Origin of the sequence: Carnobacterium jeotgali MS3 (genome assembly GCF_000745125.1) — a bacterium.
Classification (GTDB): Bacteria; Bacillota; Bacilli; order Lactobacillales; family Carnobacteriaceae; genus Carnobacterium_B; species Carnobacterium_B jeotgali.
In genome coordinates this window covers 421,288-437,737 of sequence record NZ_JQNF01000005.1, presented here as the reverse complement: position 1 = coordinate 437,737, position 16,450 = coordinate 421,288, and the positions used below count along the sequence as shown (strand labels likewise).

Here is a 16,450-nt window from a genome sequence, read left to right as displayed (position 1 = left end):
GACCTTTTTCTTTTTCCACTTGTCTAGTTTATCCCAGCGGGAACATCCGTTAATTCTTCCAAACGAACTGATACCACTTTAGAAACACCAGATTCTTGCATTGTTATGCCATAGAGCACATTTGCTTCTTCCATCGTTCCTTTACGGTGAGTGATGACGATAAATTGAGTATCCCCATCAAACTGTTTTAAGTACCTTCCAAACCTAACAACATTGGCTTCATCAAGTGCTGCTTCAACTTCGTCTAAAATACAAAATGGCACGGGACGAACTTGTATGATTGAAAACATTAAAGCAATCGCTGTAAATGCTCGTTCTCCTCCAGATAGTAAACTCAATTGTTGCAATTTTTTCCCTGGGGGCTGAGCAATAATTTCAATACCGGTTGTTAACAAGTTCTCAGGATCTGTTAAACGAAGTTCAGCAGATCCCCCACCAAACATTTGCGGGAAGACTTCAGAAAACTTCATGCGGATATCTTCAAATACTTCTGAAAAACGCACTTTAACTTCTTCATCCATTTCATTCATCGTAGTATACAAACTCGTTTTAGCTTCTAGTAAATCTTCACGTTGGTCAACAAGGAAAGTATAGCGCTCATTTACACGCTCAAATTCTTCAATGGCTCCAATATTAACAGAACCCAACTCTTGAATACTTTGTTTCAAAAGTTTCACTTTACGTGTTGCTTCTTCAATTGAAACATTAAGTAAATGACTCATTTCAGCAGCTTCAAATGTTAATTCATATTCTTCACTTAAATAACCCAAACGATTTTCAATGGCCACATCCGTCCGATTCATCGCAACTTCAGCTTTTGCTTTTTCTTCTAGCAGATAATGCTTTTGGTTATTCATTCTAGTAGTCAACTGTTCAATTTCATTCAATTGACTTTCTATCGTATTTTTTTCACTCTTTGTTTTAGATAATTGACTTTCTAAGTTGCGTTTTGTTTCGCTTAATTGTGCTAACTTATCGCTCAATTCTTGCTTAGTCATTTGATGAGTGCCATCAAATTGAGTCATTTGTTCCATGCGATTAGTGATGGATAAACTCTCTATTTGTTGATTCTCTAATTGACTAGATACCGTTTTTTGTTCTTTTTTCAATCCAACTAATTGCTCTTTTAAAGCAGCTAGCTTAGTTCGTAAATTTTGTTGTTTTTCATTGATTAATGTCTGGTTTTTTTCACGTTCTTCATTTTGAGAAGACGCTAATAAAATTTGATGGTTGATTTGTTCCATTTCATTTTTAATTTTTTGCAAAGATTCCATTAACTCCGTTTTTTTCAATTCATAGGATTCAACTTCTTCTTTAGCTTCTTGACATTCGTATTGCACTGCTTTTAATTCTCTAGTAAACCGTACTTGTTTTTCTTCTAACGTTTCAAATTGGTTTTTTAATTCTTGTTCTCTCAAGCGTTGTTTTTCACCAATTTCACGCAACTCGTTAAGTGTTGTTTCTTCTTTTTTAATTGCTTGTTTCATCGTACGAACTTCTATTTCTTTTTCGGTCAACGTTGCTTCCATTTGAGCGATTTGCTTCGCCAAATGAGTTAACTCATTCTTTCGAGCGAATAAACTCCCCTGATTGCCAGACTTACTTGCTCCACCAGTCATTGATCCACCTGCATTCATGACATCACCTTCAAGAGTCACAACCCGGTATTTAAATTGTATCTCACGAGCAATAGTGTTAGCAGAAGACAAGTCTTTCGCAACGATAGTTGTTCCTAACAAATTTTGAATGACCGTCGCAACCGTTTCAGGATAAGCAATCAATTGGCTCGCAATACCTAAGAAACCTTCACAATTACGGGCTTTAGTTTCTACAGATATTGGCAACTGCCGAGCTTTAATAGTTGTTAGCGGTAAGAACGTTGCTCTCCCAACTCTTTTTTGTTTCAAATATTGAATCCCTTTACGGCCACTTTGTTCATCTTGAACAATGATGTTTTGGCTTGCTGCACCAAGTGCTATGTCAATAGCCAGTTCAGCTTGTTTGGGTACTTCAATCAATTCAGCAACGGCTCCGATAATGCCGCCAATCTCTTTTTTTCGTTTTAAAACTTCTTTAACTCCTTGATAAAAGCCTGCATAGTCTTCATTTAGTTCTTTTAGACTTTCTTTTTTAGCTTTTGCTTGCTGCACCACTTTTAAAGCATCATACATGCGTGTTTCATTCGTTTCTAACGCTTGTCGTTTCATTTGTATACTGGCTTGTTGCTCTTGATAAAGCAATAATTTTTGAGCAATTTCTTGTTGAGTATCTGATAGCTCCTGAGCGATTTCCTTAAAATGGAGTGTTATTTCCGCTATATTTTTTTCGAGTTCAGTAACCGATGCATCTGATTTCAACGTTTTTTGTGCCAATTGATAAGAATTGCGTTCAAGGTAACTTTGCTCATTTCTTAAGCTAGTTTGTTTTTGCATCAAATCAACATATTCATCTCGCAAACTCTCAATCGTTTCTTTTGAATTCCCCGAAAGAGATAAAGCCTCTTTTTCTGCAGCTAGGAAGGCTATTTTTAATTGTTTTTCTTGTTCGCTTTTTACCACAAGCTCTTCATTGATTGTTTCTAATTCCTGCTCTAATTGAACGATTCTTTGATTTGATAGTTCTTTAGACGTTTCAAGTTGCTGAAGATTTTCGGTAGTGTATTTATTGCGCTCAGATAAAACATTTTTTTGGCCTTCCGTCTGTTCAAACAATTGAATCGCTTGGACTAATTGCAATTGAGTTTCTTCTATTGTTTCCGTCAAGTTCATCTTTTGTTCGCGTTTAACTTTTAATTGATTCTCACACTCTAATAAATTTTGCTTCTTTTCAGCCAATTGTTCTTCAAAAGAAAGCATTTCTTTTTTACTTTCATCCCAATCGACTTTCAATTGCTCAATCTCAACGACCATCAAAGCAATATCCATTTCAGACAATTGTTCTTTGTATAGTAAAAAGTCTTTAGCTACACTGCTTTGTTCTCTTAAAGGTTCAACTTGTCCTTCTAGTTCATAAACAATGTCTTGAACACGGTTTAAATTTTCTTCCGTTTCCGTTAACTTTTGTTCGGCCTTTTTTTTACGTGTTTTATACTTCAAAACACCAGCTGCTTCTTCAAATATAGACCGTCTCTCTTCAGGTTTGCTATTGAATATACTTTCAACTTTCCCTTGCGAGATGATTGAAAAAGACTCTTTGCCTAAGCCAGAATCCATAAATAGGTCTACAATGTCTTTTAACCGACAAGCTTGCTTGTTTAAATAAAATTCGCTTTCACCATTTCGATGCAAACGTCTAGTAATGCTTATTTCGCTAAATTCTAACGGTAAAAAATGATCTTCGTTTTCTAGTATCAAGGTAACTTCAGCTAAATTAACTGATTTCCTTGTATCTGATCCCGAAAAGATAATATCATTCATTTTTCCGCCACGTAAGTTCCTCGCTGATTGTTCACCCAAAACCCAGCGAATGGCTTCTGTTATATTGCTTTTTCCGCTTCCATTAGGTCCAACAACAGCTGTTACACCATCGTGAAACTCAATTGTCGTTTTATCTGCAAACGATTTGAAACCAGCGATGTCTATTCTTTTTAATTGCACAACTACTGGCTCCTTTCCCCTGTACTATTTTTCTTGTAAAGTAAGCAATGCATTTTCAGCTGCTACTTGTTCAGCCGCTTTTTTTGTTTTCCCTTGACCTTGGCCTAATAGTTGACCTTCAGCAAGTACTTCTACCACAAACGCTTTTTGATGTGCTGGACCTATTTCATCCACCAAATTATATTCAATTTCAATTTCACCTTTTTGTTGTAAAAATTCTTGTAAATTTGTTTTATGATCCATCACATGTGAGAAAGCACCGGACTTAATTTTTGGAAAGATTGTTTGTTCAAGAAAAAATAATACGCCGTCTAATCCTTGATCTAGGTATAATGCACCAACAAAAGATTCGAACAAATCGCAAAGCAAGGCAGGTCGTTTTCGGCCATTCATGCGTTCTTCACCTTTACCTAAACGAATAAATTGATCGAATTCGTACTCTTTTGCAAATTGACTAAAACTCGCTTCACAGACGATAGTCGCTCTCAATCGAGTTAATTTCCCTTCAGGTACATTAGGATATAATTCGTACAAAAATCTTGACACCGTTAATTCTAAAACAGCATCTCCTAAAAATTCAATTCTTTCATTATCTTTCAATTTAAGGTTCCTGTGCTCATTCACATATGATGAATGGGTAAATGCTTCTTCTAAATAAGAAAGGTCTTGAAAAACCAAACCAAATTTAGTTTTTAAATGTGTTAAAAATGCTTCATCCATTATATTCTCCCTTTCTTTAAATATTTCTTTACGCTTTATCATTATACTGTGTTTGTACACAAAAATAAACCATTTCTAGCTTAGTAGCGCTAACGAAGAAAATGCTTATTGAAAACTCAATCTTTTTTTTCGATAAAAAAAAGAGCCTCTGACTTATTGATAAGCTCAGGGGCTCTTGAAATTTCATTAATTTTTGTGTTCTTCGATGTAAGTTACTGCATCTCCAACTGTAGTAATTATTTCAGCATCTTCGTCAGATATTTCCGTTCCGAAAACATCTTCTAATTCCATAACCAATTCTACGATATCAAGCGAATCAGCACCAAGATCTTCTTTAAATGTAAGTTCTTTAGTAACTTTTTCTTCATCAATGCCAAATCTTTCAACAATAATTTTTTTTATTTTTTCGAAAGTTTCACTATTAGACAATATATATACCTCCGTTTTCAACTTTTTATATTTAAACACAAATTACGTCGCTTTATTTATTTTAACGATATTCACAGATATTGTCCAACTATTTTTTTTGAGCTGCCTTTTTCTTATAAAATAAGATTTAATCAGCAGATACTTGTTTCTCTTCAAAATGGTGAACTAAATCATCAATAACATGAGAATCTAACATTTCATGAATTTGTCTAATAGTATAATAGACCGCTTCTTTCTCCGTTGATCCATGTGTCTTAATCACTGGTGCTTTAACACCAAATAATACGGCTCCACCATGTGTAGAATAATCTAAGACATCCTTCATATTAGAAAAACTATCTTTTAATAACAAGCCACCTAATTTAGCTTTTGTCCCATTTTCATATACAGCATTTTTGATAAGTTTCATCATAGATAAAGCCGTACCTTCAATTGTCTTTAAGACAGCATTTCCAGTGTAACCATCTGTCACCACTACATCAGCTACACCACTAAGCAATTCACGAGCCTCTATGTTTCCAATAAAATTAATATCTGCATTGTTTGCTAAAAGTTGATAAGCTCTCTTAGTCACATCATTTCCTTTATTCTCTTCTGTTCCATTGTTTAACAAACCAACTCTTGGATTTTTTACTCCTCTAACAAATTGAGCATAATAACTGCCTAATATTGCATATTGATTGATATTTTCAGGTTTGGTATCCGCATTTGCACCAACGTCCATTAAATTGAACGTTTCATCTTCTTTTCCAATTACAGGTAACGTCACCAATAAACCTGGACGATCAATCCCTTTGATTCTTCCGATAATCAATAAGCCCGCAGTCAATAATGCACCAGTGTTTCCCGCAGAAAATAGGGCATCTGCTTTTTTGTCTTTAACGGCTTGCGCAGCCAATACCATTGAAGCATTTTTTTTGCGGCGTACAGCGCGAACTGGGTCATCTTCACTCATAATTTTTTCATCTGTATGAACGATGGTAATGTTTGTTTCATCTGTTAAGTATTTTCTGATAGAGTCTTCTTTTCCATATAAAATAAATTCAATATCTTTATATTCTTTAACTGCCATCATAATACCTTCTACGATTGCTTTTGGAGCGTTATCTCCGCCCATAGCATCTACTGCAATTTTCAAATCATTTGCCTCCCTAGTGAACTTCCAATGTTTCTGAACTTTACGTTCTATTAAATTTTACCACTAATCATGATTGAATCTCAATTGAAATCTAATCCTTCTAATTCATTAAACCCAACCGCTTCTCTAAGTTGTTGGTACACTTCATTTGTAAGGAAATCTTTTTGATTAACCAGTTGATTCGCTTCTTGTCTTGCTGCTTCTAAAGCTCCAAAATCGCCTATAATATCTCCAATTTTAAAATCTGGCAAACCCGATTGTTTATTGCCAAATAAATCTCCAGGCCCTCTCAGCTCTAAATCTTTTTCACTGAGTATAAAACCATCAGTTGTTTCGGTCATTATTTTCATGCGTTCCATCCCATTTTCTGTTTTAGGATTTGCAACAAGAATACAATAAGATTCTTTATCTCCACGACCAACACGGCCTCTTAACTGATGCAATTGAGACAGTCCAAAACGATCGGCATCATAAATGATCATGGTCGTTGCATTAGGAACATTTACCCCTACTTCAATAACGGTTGTCGAAACAAGGACCTGTAGTTTTTTTTCTTTGAAATTTTCCATAGTGCTTTCTTTTTCGCTTGATTTCATTTTCCCATGCAACAACCCTACTTGAAAACGATCGCCATAATAAGCGGTTAGTTTTTCATAGATATCAGTCGCATTTTTAACATCCATGGTTTCTGATTCTTCAATCAAAGGACAAATAACATACGCTTGCGACCCTTTTCTTAACTGAAGTTCAATAAATTCTAGCGTTTTTTCAAAATTTTGTGGTTTAATCCACGTGGTTTGAATTGGGATTCTTCCAGCAGGCATTTCATCAATAATTGATACATCCATTTCTCCATATGCTGTAATAGCTAATGTTCGAGGAATGGGAGTAGCCGTCATAAATAAGACATCCGCATCTTTACCCTTATCTCTTAATAATTTTCGTTGATTCACTCCAAAGCGATGTTGTTCATCTGTAATGACTAAACCTAATTTAGAAAAATAAACATCTTGTTGAATCAAGGCATGTGTACCGATTAGAACATCTAATTCGCCATTGGCCAATTGTTCTAAAATCAAACGCCGATCTTTTGTCTTCGTAGAACCCGTCAACAAATCTATCCGGACTTCAAGAGGATTAAACAATTCCGACAAACTTTCCATATGTTGTTCAGCAAGAATTTCAGTCGGTACCATTAAGGCCGATTGGACACCGACGTTTGTAGCGGCGTATAACGCGATTGCAGCCACAATTGTCTTACCGCTCCCAACATCTCCTTGAAGCAGGCGATGCATATGAATAGGTTGTCTTAAGTCGCTACAGATTTCATTCACTACTCGTTTCTGGGCTTTTGTTAATTCAAAAGGCAATGTCTCAATAAAATTTCTCAAATCCGTTACATTGTAATTGAGTGTATTTCCTTTACCCATTGCTTTTTGTTTTTTACGTACAATTTGCATGCGCATTTGATACAATAAAAATTCTTCAAATACAACTTCTCTTCTAGCTTGTTTTTTTTGCTTCTCTGAAGCTGGAAAATGCATGGCATAAACGGCATCTCGATGAGAAATCAATCTGTATTTAATTCTTAATTCCGGTGGTACGACCTCCGGAATGTGATCTTGATAAAGGTTGTATGCTTCAGTAATCAACTGCAAAATAGTACTTTGCTTAATGTGTTTATTGGCGCTATATACGGATTCGAAATCTCCCTTTTCAGAATCTGAACGGGTTCCTAAGATTTTTATACCGGTTAAACTTTTTCTTTTTGCATCCCATTTACCAAAAACAGCTATTTCTTCTCCCGTCACGATTTTACTTTTCAAGTAAGCTTGATTAAAAAAAGTAACAGAAATCACAGCATGTTCAATTATTAAACGAAACGACAAACGATTCTTTTTAGGACCAAAGCGACTGACTACTGCTTCTGAAACAACATTTCCTTTTAACGTGACCTTTTCTTGATCTTCTATCTCTAATAAATCACGCTCTTGGATATCTTCATAGCGAATTGGATAATGAGACAGCAAATCATTGATTGTATGAATCCCTAATTGATGCAGAGCCTCTAAACGTTTTTCTCCAACGTAAGGGAGGACAGAAACAGAATCATAAATTGATTTAGTCATATATTTTCAACAGATTTAAAGCTATAAAATCTACGCTTAAATCTGTCTCTTACCTCCCTTATTGTATTCTTTTTTGGCTCTATATTTTTTAATGTTGATAGATGAATTTAGTTCATACTTAACACTTCTGGAGGAATAGGATTGCTTGTAGCCCTGTAAAAAAATGAAAGGGTAGCACTGTGGGCATTCATGCCCAAGTCTATCATGTTTGTAAGCAGCTGAAGCAGCAACAACCATGACAACTTTAGGCTTAAGACGGTACCAGGGCTCTTACAAGCAAATCCGTCTATTCCTAAAGAATTTTTAGAAGCATCCATACTATTTGACGAAGAGCCTCTTTTTGCACAGTAGACAACTACACATTAGTGTATGGAACAATCGAATCGATTTATCTACTACCACTAAAAAAGACAAAAATAGGAATGGAATAAAATCCCGATCTATTTTTGTCTTTTAATTATTCTACCGACAAGATATAAGGATAGACTGGTTGTTGACCATCATGAATTTCTACTTCTACTTCTTCAAATAGTTTTTCAATTTCAGCAGCGATTTCAGCAGCTTCACTTGCATCACTATCTTCTCCAAGTAAAATCGTCACAATTTCACTATCTTCTGATATCATTTGTTTCAAGGTTTCAATTGTAACAGTTTTACGGTTTGATTGAGAGACTTTGATTTTCCCTTCAATAATTCCCATAAAATCATCTTTTTTGATTTTCATGCCATCGATTTCTGTATCTCTTACAGCATTCGTAACTTGGCCACTAACAACATTAGCCAATTCATTCATCATTTCAGCCTTATTGGTATCTAAATCATTCAATTCATTGAATGCTAGCATAGCAGTCATGCCTTGTGACACTGTTTTACTAGGAATAACGACCACTGATAAGTCACTAACTTCAGCAGCTTGATCTGCTGCCATAAAGATATTTTTATTATTTGGTAAGATGATTACTTTTTCAGCATTCACTTCTTCAATCGCTTTAAGAATATCTTCTGTACTTGGATTCATTGTTTGTCCACCACTGATGACATAGTCCACGCCTAAACTTTTAAACAAGTTTTGAACGCCTTCTCCTGCAGCAACTGCAATAATGCCATAAGGTGTTTTAGCTGCTTTTACAACAGGTTGTTGCGACTCATTTTCAAGAATCGTTTCATGTTGAACACGCATATTATCAACTTTTATTTTGAGTAATGAACCAAATTTTTGACCATAATTCATAACTTCGCCTGGATGTTCTGTATGAACGTGAACTTTAATGATATCGTCATCAGAAACCACGAGTAAAGAATCGCCGATTTCGTTTAAATGGTTACGGAATGTATCATAGTCAAATTCGCTATCTACTGTTTCACCTTTGCCAATTTCAACCATGATTTCGGTACAATAACCAAATGTAATATCTTCAGTATGAATGTGATTTGAAACACTTTTATGGTGTTCAGCATTAACCAATTCTGACATTTCTTGAGCAGATGGTTGATGGATATCTTCTTCGATAACTTTTCCAGATAATACTTCTAAGAATCCTTCATAAATGAATAATAGTCCTTGTCCACCACTATCCACAACGCCAACTTCCTTTAGTACAGGTAGTAAATCAGGCGTTCTAGCTAAAGATTTCTTAGCTCCGCGTACAACTGCTTCCATTACCTCAACAACATCATCTGTTTCTTTTGCTTTCTTTTCACCAGCTTTAGCAGATTCACGAGCTACCGTTAAAATCGTACCTTCTACGGGTTTCATGACCGCTTTATATGCCGCTTCAACACCTCTAGTAAAGGCTTCAGACAAATCTTTAGAAGACAACGTTTCTTTATTTTCAATAGCTTTACCGAATCCTCTAAATAATTGAGACAAAATAACTCCAGAATTCCCACGAGCTCCCATTAATAAACCTTTAGATAGCGCCGCTGACAAATCGCCGACACTTTCAGAAGCTGTATTTGAAACTGCTTTTGCTCCACTAGCCAATGATAAATTCATATTTGTTCCTGTATCACCATCTGGAACTGGAAAAACATTTAATGAGTTTACATATTCCGCATTTTTATCTAAACGATTAGCTCCTGTTGCTATCATTAAGCGAAACTGTTTACCTTCTAATTTTGTAACTTTCACTACATATATCCTCCTAAGTTACTTTTCACTAACGTTATAGTAACTATTTCTTCTTTGATAATTCTTTATTAGTCATTTAATACACGAACACCTTGAACATAAACATTTACAGTATTAGCAGTAACACCTAACATGGTTTCTAAATTGTATTTTACAATCTCTTGCACATTACGGCTGACTTCAGAAATCTTTATTCCATAACTAACGATAATATAAATATCAACTGCTACACCATTATCTTCTTGTCGCACAATTACTCCACGTGAATAATTTTCTTTTTTTAATATATCATTTAAATTATCACGTATTTGGCTTTTACTTGCCATACCAACAATTCCAAAAATTTCGGTTGCTGCACCGCCGACAACAGTTGCTATAACTTCGTTTGAAATATCTATTGTTCCATATTGTGTTTTGATTTTAACTGCCATGTTAAAAATCCTCCTCTTGGCTAGCAAGCCATAAATTACTATTCTATATTTTATCATAGCAGACCGATTAAGAAAAGAAAAACTAAGTTTCCATAATTTAATCCTCATTTAAACGACAATAAGGAATTAAAAAAGACTGTCAAGTAAATTCCCTTGAAAGAAACTTGTTGCAAAGGCAAGTAAATTGTGATAAATTATTGAAGTATGAGTATTGATTGAAGCTTTGCTTCGATATATCGGCAAAGGAGGAAAGACTAATGGCTAAAGAATGTGCAATTACAGGACGTAAAGCAAGAAGCGGAAACAACCGCTCTCACGCTATGAACAAAACAAAACGTACTTGGGGTGCTAACTTACAAAAAGTTCGTATCATGGTTGATGGATCACCTAAAAAAGTTTGGGTATCTGCTCGAGCTCTTAAATCTGGTAAAGTTGCACGCGTATAATTTTACTGAAAAAAGAACCTTTCCCATCGTTATGGAGAAGGTTCTTTTTGTTTGGTTTTTTTCAACTATTTCATTCACTTAGAGCTCTTAGTCGTAGTGTTGCTACTTTAACTGCTTACAACCATGATAGATTTCGCCCTGAGTGCCCACAGGGCTAACCATCCTATTCCTCCAGAAATGTTGTGCATCAATTAAATTCATCTTTCTGCACTAAAAACACAGAGCCTCAATTTGTTACTCGTTATTCTTATGTTTCATTATCTTTACTTTGAATAACAGCTATTACTCCTGATTCAAAAGAAAAAGAAACTGTATTAGTGACAAATTCATTACTTGCCAAAGAAATCGGATGAACAAAATTTGTATTTGTTAAACGATACTTCGCATCTTTAATTGTCAATTGTTTCACTGGAGATAAACAGACAAACGCTAGATACTTTTTATCTTGTTCTTTCGTCAAACTATGTGTACCAGACGTAAAATAAGAAATCGTATTTTGGACGTCTAACAAGCGGATTTTAGAAGCATACTGGAAAAGTTTTGGCTGGAATATCATATAGATATTATTTAACAGATGATCCATTCTTCCACCAGTTGTTCCATAAATAGAGACACTTTCTGGTTTAAATTCATCAAAAGCAATTTGGACAGCCAATTCCGTATCAGTTTCATCTTTTTCAGCTTGGTAAATTCGAACATCAGCAATTTCTTTTTTTATGTGTTTTAATTCTTCTTTTGTAACAGAATCAAAATCTCCAAGTGCTATCTGTGGAACAATTCCTTGTTCTAATAAACGAACAGCTCCTCTGTCAACACCTATCCAAATGAGTTCTTTCGAATGGATGTCTTTTAGTGATGGAATTTGCTCACAAGGTCCACCTACCATAATAGCAAGATGTTGTCCCATTTTATTTTACCGCACCCCTTAGGATAGCCATTTGATTTGTCGGGTCTTCTGCATTATAAATGTAAGAACCAGCAACAAAAACAGATGCTCCCGCTTCTTTGCATTGCTTAGCAGTCTGTTCGGCTATCCCTCCGTCAACTTCGATTTCATAAGTATACCCTTCTCTATCCTTCAACTCTTTTGCTGCTTGTATTTTTTTAAGTGTTTCAAGAATAAAACTTTGTCCACCATAACCTGGATTAACAGTCATAACTAGTACCAAATCAACTAAACCTAATACATGAATCAATGATTCGATTGGTGTACCCGGATTAACTGCAATTCCGGCTTTAACACCTTGATCTTTTATCAATTGAAGCACCCGATGAATGTGAGGCGTACTTTCAGCATGTATCGTAATAATATCTGCGCCTGCTTTAGCGAAATTCTTAACGTGATTTTCTGGATATTCAACCATTAAATGACAATCTAAAGGTAGTTTAGTTACCGGACGAATAGCCGCTACTGTGTCAGCTCCAAACGTAATGTTTGGCACAAAATGCCCATCCATTACATCCACATGAATATAATCAGCCCCTCCGTCTTCTACTAAACGGATATCTCTTGCTAAATTTGCAAAGTCTGCACTTAAAATAGATGGTGCTAGTTTCATTATTTCATCCTCATTTCTTATCTTTATTATCATATCTTGGTTTTCGACTTTCAATTTCATTTAAAAATTGCAAATAATGCTGGTAGCGGTATTCTGGTATTGTATTTAATTCTACTTCTTTTTTCACCTGGCATCCAGGTTCCTTTTTGTGCATACATCCTCTGAATCGGCATTCATCTTGTACCTCAACAAATTCAGGAAAACAAGCAGAAAGTTCTTCTGGCTCAAGTTCTAAAAAATCGATTGAACTAAAACCAGGAGTATCTGCTACTAACCCGTTATATAAAGGCAATAATTCAACATGCCTTGTTGTATGTTTCCCACGTCCCAGAGAGCTTGAAATCTCAGCCGTTTTCAACAACAAATCCGGTGCGATGCTATTTAGCAGTGTCGATTTCCCTGCTCCTGATTGGCCCATAAAGACTGTTAATTTATCAGGAAAATAAGAAACCAATTCCTCTAATGATTTTTTATTGTCTTTTTGTTCCGGTACGACTATTGAATAGCCAATTTTTTCATATTCTCGTTGTTTTTCTTTTATTTGTTGCAACGTTTCATCTGTCAATAAATCAATTTTACTAATGTAGATAATGGCTTGGATTCTTTTACTTTCTAATGTGACCAAAAAGCGGTCTAATAAATTCGTTGAAAAATTGGGCTCAATAGCTGACATAACCACAACACCAATATCAACATTTGCTACAGGCGGGCGAACTAATTCATTTTTTCTAGGTAATAGTTCTTGCACGACACCTTCTTTTAAATTGCCACTTTCAAATAAAACATAATCGCCAACTAAAGGTGTTAGATCTCTTTTTCGAAAGTTCCCTCTCCCTCTAGTTTGATAGGTTTCACCTTTATAATATACATAATAAAATCCACTTAACGCTTTTCTAATTTGACCTTCCGGCAATAAAACCCCTCCTAATACGTGCTCTCAGTTCTACTCTACTGAATGAATCTCCAGAAAGCAAGATTTTAATCATACAAATTTCATTTATTTTAGACGAAAAAAAGATCAAAGAACTTGAAATCAGTTCTTTGATCTTTCGCATTTTAGTCAATTGTAACATTGGTATTTTCATCTATAACTTCTCCATCACGTTCAATCCGATACGTTCCAGTTTCACCTTCTTGGAGAATAAATGGAATGACAGTTTCAAAATTTTCAGTAATCGTAAATTTTTGAAATTCATTCTCTAAAGAGTGTTCTTTATCTTTGATGTAAATAACAATCTCATTTGGTATAGGAGCTGACTCTTGGGATTCGCTGCCAGATACCGCTGCTTCAGAATCTGTTTTTTTGGGTTTCGCGTAAGGAATCGTTACCGTTTTTGAAAATGTTTGTTCCGGTTCTTTACCCAATGAAATCACGACTGAGAACGAAGCGCCGCTAGACAACAGTTCTCCTGCTGCAGGGTCTTGCGAGATGACTTGTCCTTCTAAAATATCATTAGAATATTCTTCTTTAAAAGTTACAGACAACCCATTTTCATCTGCATAGACTTGTACACCTTTTTCAGAATAACCCGTTAGATCTTTCATTTCAAATCTAGCTTCGCCCGTGCTAACTGTTAATGTAACGGTTGTTTCACTTGGAACAACCTCTTCATCTTCAGCTATACTTTGTTCAATAATAGAGCCTTCTGGAACCGTATCACTGCTTTCATCAACTCGTTCAGTAGTAAAGCCTTGCTCCATCAGTTCAGCTCGAACTTCTTCATAAGGTTCACCTGTATAGTCTTTAAATGAAACAGTCTCTTTTCCAGAACTAATATATAAGTTAATATCCGTTTCCTCTTTAACAGTTGTACCGGTTTCAGGATCTGTTCTTGTTACAAGTCCTTCTTCGACATCTTCGCTTGTCTCTATGATAGTCTGGCTAACTTGCAAATTAGCGGTTGAAAGAGCCTCTTTGGCTTCCTTTTCGGACATTCCTATTACATCTGGTACAGAGATATCTTTTGGCGCTGAAAGAGCAAAAGCAACCATTCCACCTGTAACAATGAGTATGAGCAACAATACTGTAAGCCAAAATATCTTCCACTTCTTTTTCTTTGGCTTTTTATCTTTTTTTGTTTCTTTAGTTTGCTTTTCACTTTTAGACGGTTCTACTTTCTCTTCGGCTAAAGCAATAGGCGCTACAGGAACAATAGGTTCCAATATTTTTGTTTTCTCCATCAAACTGGCTGGGGAAAATTTTGATTCATTAATTCTTTTAGGCGATAAAGAGGTGGCTAAATCAGCAGCCATTTCTTGAGCGGAACGATATCTGTCAATCGTTTCTTTTGCCGTTGCTTTAAGAACAACATTTTCTAAAGACTGTGGAATACGATGATCAAAATCTTTCACTGATGGAAGGGATTCTTGGAAATGCTTTAAAGCAATCGACACAGCAGATTCGCCTTCAAAAGGAACATTTCCTGTTAACAATTCATATAAAATAATCCCTAATGAATAGATATCTGATTGGTTGGTTGCCATTCCTCCTCTTGCTTGTTCTGGCGAAAGATAATGGACTGATCCCAATAAAGAATTCGTTTGTGTAATAGACGTTTGTGATAACGCTACTGCTATACCAAAATCTGTTATTTTAACGACGCCTGACTCATCTATTAAAACATTTTGGGGTTTTAGATCCCTATGAATAATCCGATTATTATGAGCTTCTGCAACGGCTGCAAGAATTTGTCTCATAATATCTAGAACTTTTTGGTAGGGTATAGGAAAATTACTATGGATATAATGTTTTAAATCCATGCCTTTGATATACTCCATAACAATGTATTGGTTGTTTTCTTCTTCTCCTACATCATATACACTTACAATATTTGGATGAATCAATTCTGTTGCAGCTAATGCTTCCCGTTTAAATCGACGGATTGTATCTTGATCGTCTCTAAAGTCAAAGCGCAATACTTTAACCGCTACATCTCTTTCGAGAATAAGATCTCTTGCAAGATAAACATTTGCCATGCCACCAGAACCAACTGTTCCAATTATTTTGTAACGACCGTTTAGCTTTTTACCCATTTCCATGACTGCTGTCCCTCCCTTCTATTTTTGTCTGAACCAATATGATCGTTATGTTATCTAACCCTCCACGGTCATTAGCCACATCTATCAACGTATCTATTTTTTCTTCAGCCGATTTATTAGTGCTTAAAATATCTTTTATCTCTTGATCCTCAACCATATTTGTTAATCCATCTGAACAAAGTAACATTTGATCATTTGGCAAGGCCGGTAAAATCGTTACATCAATATCTATCTCATCTGTTACACCTAGAGAACGAGTCAAAACATTTTTTCTAGGATGATTTTCGGCATCTTTCAAAGAAATTTCGCCGCTTTTTACTAGTTCATTAACCAATGAATGATCTTCAGTTACTTGGTTAAAACGTCCGGCAGTGTAGTGGTACCCTCTGCTGTCGCCAATATTCGCAATCACAAATTCTTGATCGACCAATGCTGTTGCAACAAGCGTAGTCCCCATTCCTTCCAAATCAGAAAATTGACGTGATTTTTCTAAAATGCGTTTGTTTTCGCGACTAATTCTGGTCAACATCCATTGTGTGACTTGTTCAGCATTCTGAACAGTCGATTCCTCCCATGAATGTCCTAATTGAGATACGGCCATTTCACTTGCAACATCTCCGCCTCGATGCCCACCCATTCCATCACAAAGAATCGCTAGCATAATATTGTTTTTATTGATAAAGTAACCAGCAAAATCTTGATTATTCTTTCTCTTTTTACCAGTATCACTGCGAAATACAACTTCCATTGTTCCACCTCATACCTTTCACTAATTTGTTTCTTATTAAAATTTCGATTGGTTATTCACTCTCTGTATCATTTCACTACGGCT

At 35.5% G+C, this 16,450-nt stretch carries 13 protein-coding genes; 1 reads left to right on the top strand and 12 read right to left on the bottom strand.

Going from position 1 to position 16,450, the window contains the following annotated elements; genetic code table 11:
* Positions 1 to 23: 23 nt before the first annotated feature.
* The 7 genes from smc to BP18_RS04540 all read right to left on the bottom strand — a co-directional run bounded on the left by smc (position 24) and on the right by BP18_RS04540 (position 10,574).
* The gene (gene smc, locus BP18_RS04575; protein WP_007723729.1) at positions 24 to 3,596 is read right to left on the bottom strand and encodes a chromosome segregation protein SMC; all 3,573 of its coding nucleotides are present in this window, start codon (positions 3,594 to 3,596) and stop codon (positions 24 to 26) included.
* A gap of 24 nt (positions 3,597 to 3,620) precedes the next feature.
* Positions 3,621 to 4,316 (bottom strand): ribonuclease III, encoded by a 696-nt coding sequence (gene rnc / locus BP18_RS04570; protein WP_007723731.1) that lies wholly within the window; start codon positions 4,314 to 4,316, stop codon positions 3,621 to 3,623.
* Positions 4,317 to 4,502: 186 nt separating this feature from the next.
* Positions 4,503 to 4,745, bottom strand: a complete 243-nt coding sequence (gene acpP, locus BP18_RS04565; protein ID WP_007723735.1) for an acyl carrier protein — start codon at positions 4,743 to 4,745, stop codon at positions 4,503 to 4,505.
* A gap of 127 nt (positions 4,746 to 4,872) precedes the next feature.
* On the bottom strand, positions 4,873 to 5,883 hold the full coding sequence (gene plsX, locus BP18_RS04560) for a phosphate acyltransferase PlsX (RefSeq protein ID WP_007723738.1): 1,011 nt from the start codon (positions 5,881 to 5,883) through the stop codon (positions 4,873 to 4,875).
* Positions 5,884 to 5,963: 80 nt separating this feature from the next.
* Entirely contained in the window at positions 5,964 to 8,012 is a 2,049-nt protein-coding gene (recG, locus tag BP18_RS04555) for an ATP-dependent DNA helicase RecG (RefSeq protein ID WP_029277350.1), read from the bottom strand.
* A 457-nt stretch (positions 8,013 to 8,469) separates the two neighbouring features.
* The gene (locus BP18_RS04545) at positions 8,470 to 10,143 is read right to left on the bottom strand and encodes a DAK2 domain-containing protein (RefSeq protein ID WP_007723744.1); all 1,674 of its coding nucleotides are present in this window, start codon (positions 10,141 to 10,143) and stop codon (positions 8,470 to 8,472) included.
* Between the two features lie 68 nt (positions 10,144 to 10,211).
* A complete protein-coding gene (locus BP18_RS04540; protein WP_007723746.1) occupies positions 10,212 to 10,574 on the bottom strand; it encodes an Asp23/Gls24 family envelope stress response protein in 363 nt (120 codons plus the stop codon).
* Positions 10,575 to 10,831: 257 nt separating this feature from the next.
* Between BP18_RS04540 and rpmB the strand changes: the two genes are divergently transcribed.
* Positions 10,832 to 11,020: a 50S ribosomal protein L28 gene (gene rpmB / locus BP18_RS04535; protein ID WP_007723748.1), complete on the top strand. Its 189-nt coding sequence runs from the start codon at positions 10,832 to 10,834 to the stop codon at positions 11,018 to 11,020.
* 247 nt (positions 11,021 to 11,267) lie between these two features.
* Here the strand turns inward: rpmB and BP18_RS04530 are convergent, their stop codons facing one another.
* The 5 genes from BP18_RS04530 to BP18_RS04505 all read right to left on the bottom strand — a co-directional run bounded on the left by BP18_RS04530 (position 11,268) and on the right by BP18_RS04505 (position 16,366).
* Positions 11,268 to 11,927, bottom strand: coding sequence for a thiamine diphosphokinase (locus BP18_RS04530; protein ID WP_007723751.1), 660 nt, complete (start codon positions 11,925 to 11,927; stop codon positions 11,268 to 11,270).
* Position 11,928: 1 nt separating this feature from the next.
* Entirely contained in the window at positions 11,929 to 12,579 is a 651-nt protein-coding gene (rpe, locus tag BP18_RS04525; RefSeq protein ID WP_029277928.1) for a ribulose-phosphate 3-epimerase, read from the bottom strand.
* Positions 12,580 to 12,589: 10 nt separating this feature from the next.
* A complete protein-coding gene (gene rsgA, locus BP18_RS04520; protein ID WP_007723758.1) occupies positions 12,590 to 13,492 on the bottom strand; it encodes a ribosome small subunit-dependent GTPase A in 903 nt (300 codons plus the stop codon).
* A 143-nt stretch (positions 13,493 to 13,635) separates the two neighbouring features.
* Entirely contained in the window at positions 13,636 to 15,618 is a 1,983-nt protein-coding gene (gene pknB, locus BP18_RS04510) for a Stk1 family PASTA domain-containing Ser/Thr kinase (protein ID WP_007723760.1), read from the bottom strand.
* The gene (locus BP18_RS04505) at positions 15,605 to 16,366 is read right to left on the bottom strand and encodes a Stp1/IreP family PP2C-type Ser/Thr phosphatase (RefSeq protein WP_007723762.1); all 762 of its coding nucleotides are present in this window, start codon (positions 16,364 to 16,366) and stop codon (positions 15,605 to 15,607) included. The genes pknB and BP18_RS04505 overlap by 14 nt, the downstream gene beginning before the upstream one ends.
* Positions 16,367 to 16,450 lie beyond the last annotated feature (84 nt).

Bases quoted from the DNA above. Each gene is read 5' to 3' on its own strand.
- rnc (WP_007723731.1), bottom strand. From the start codon at position 4,316: ATGGATGAAGCATTTTTAACACATTTAAAAACTAAATTTGGTTTGGTT.
- recG (WP_029277350.1), bottom strand. From the start codon at position 8,012: ATGACTAAATCAATTTATGATTCTGTTTCTGTCCTCCCTTACGTTGGA.
- BP18_RS04540 (WP_007723746.1), bottom strand. From the start codon at position 10,574: ATGGCAGTTAAAATCAAAACACAATATGGAACAATAGATATTTCAAAC.
- rpmB (WP_007723748.1), top strand. From the start codon at position 10,832: ATGGCTAAAGAATGTGCAATTACAGGACGTAAAGCAAGAAGCGGAAAC.
- BP18_RS04530 (WP_007723751.1), bottom strand. From the start codon at position 11,927: ATGGGACAACATCTTGCTATTATGGTAGGTGGACCTTGTGAGCAAATT.
- rpe (WP_029277928.1), bottom strand. From the start codon at position 12,579: ATGAAACTAGCACCATCTATTTTAAGTGCAGACTTTGCAAATTTAGCA.
- pknB (WP_007723760.1), bottom strand. From the start codon at position 15,618: ATGGAAATGGGTAAAAAGCTAAACGGTCGTTACAAAATAATTGGAACA.
- BP18_RS04505 (WP_007723762.1), bottom strand. From the start codon at position 16,366: ATGGAAGTTGTATTTCGCAGTGATACTGGTAAAAAGAGAAAGAATAAT.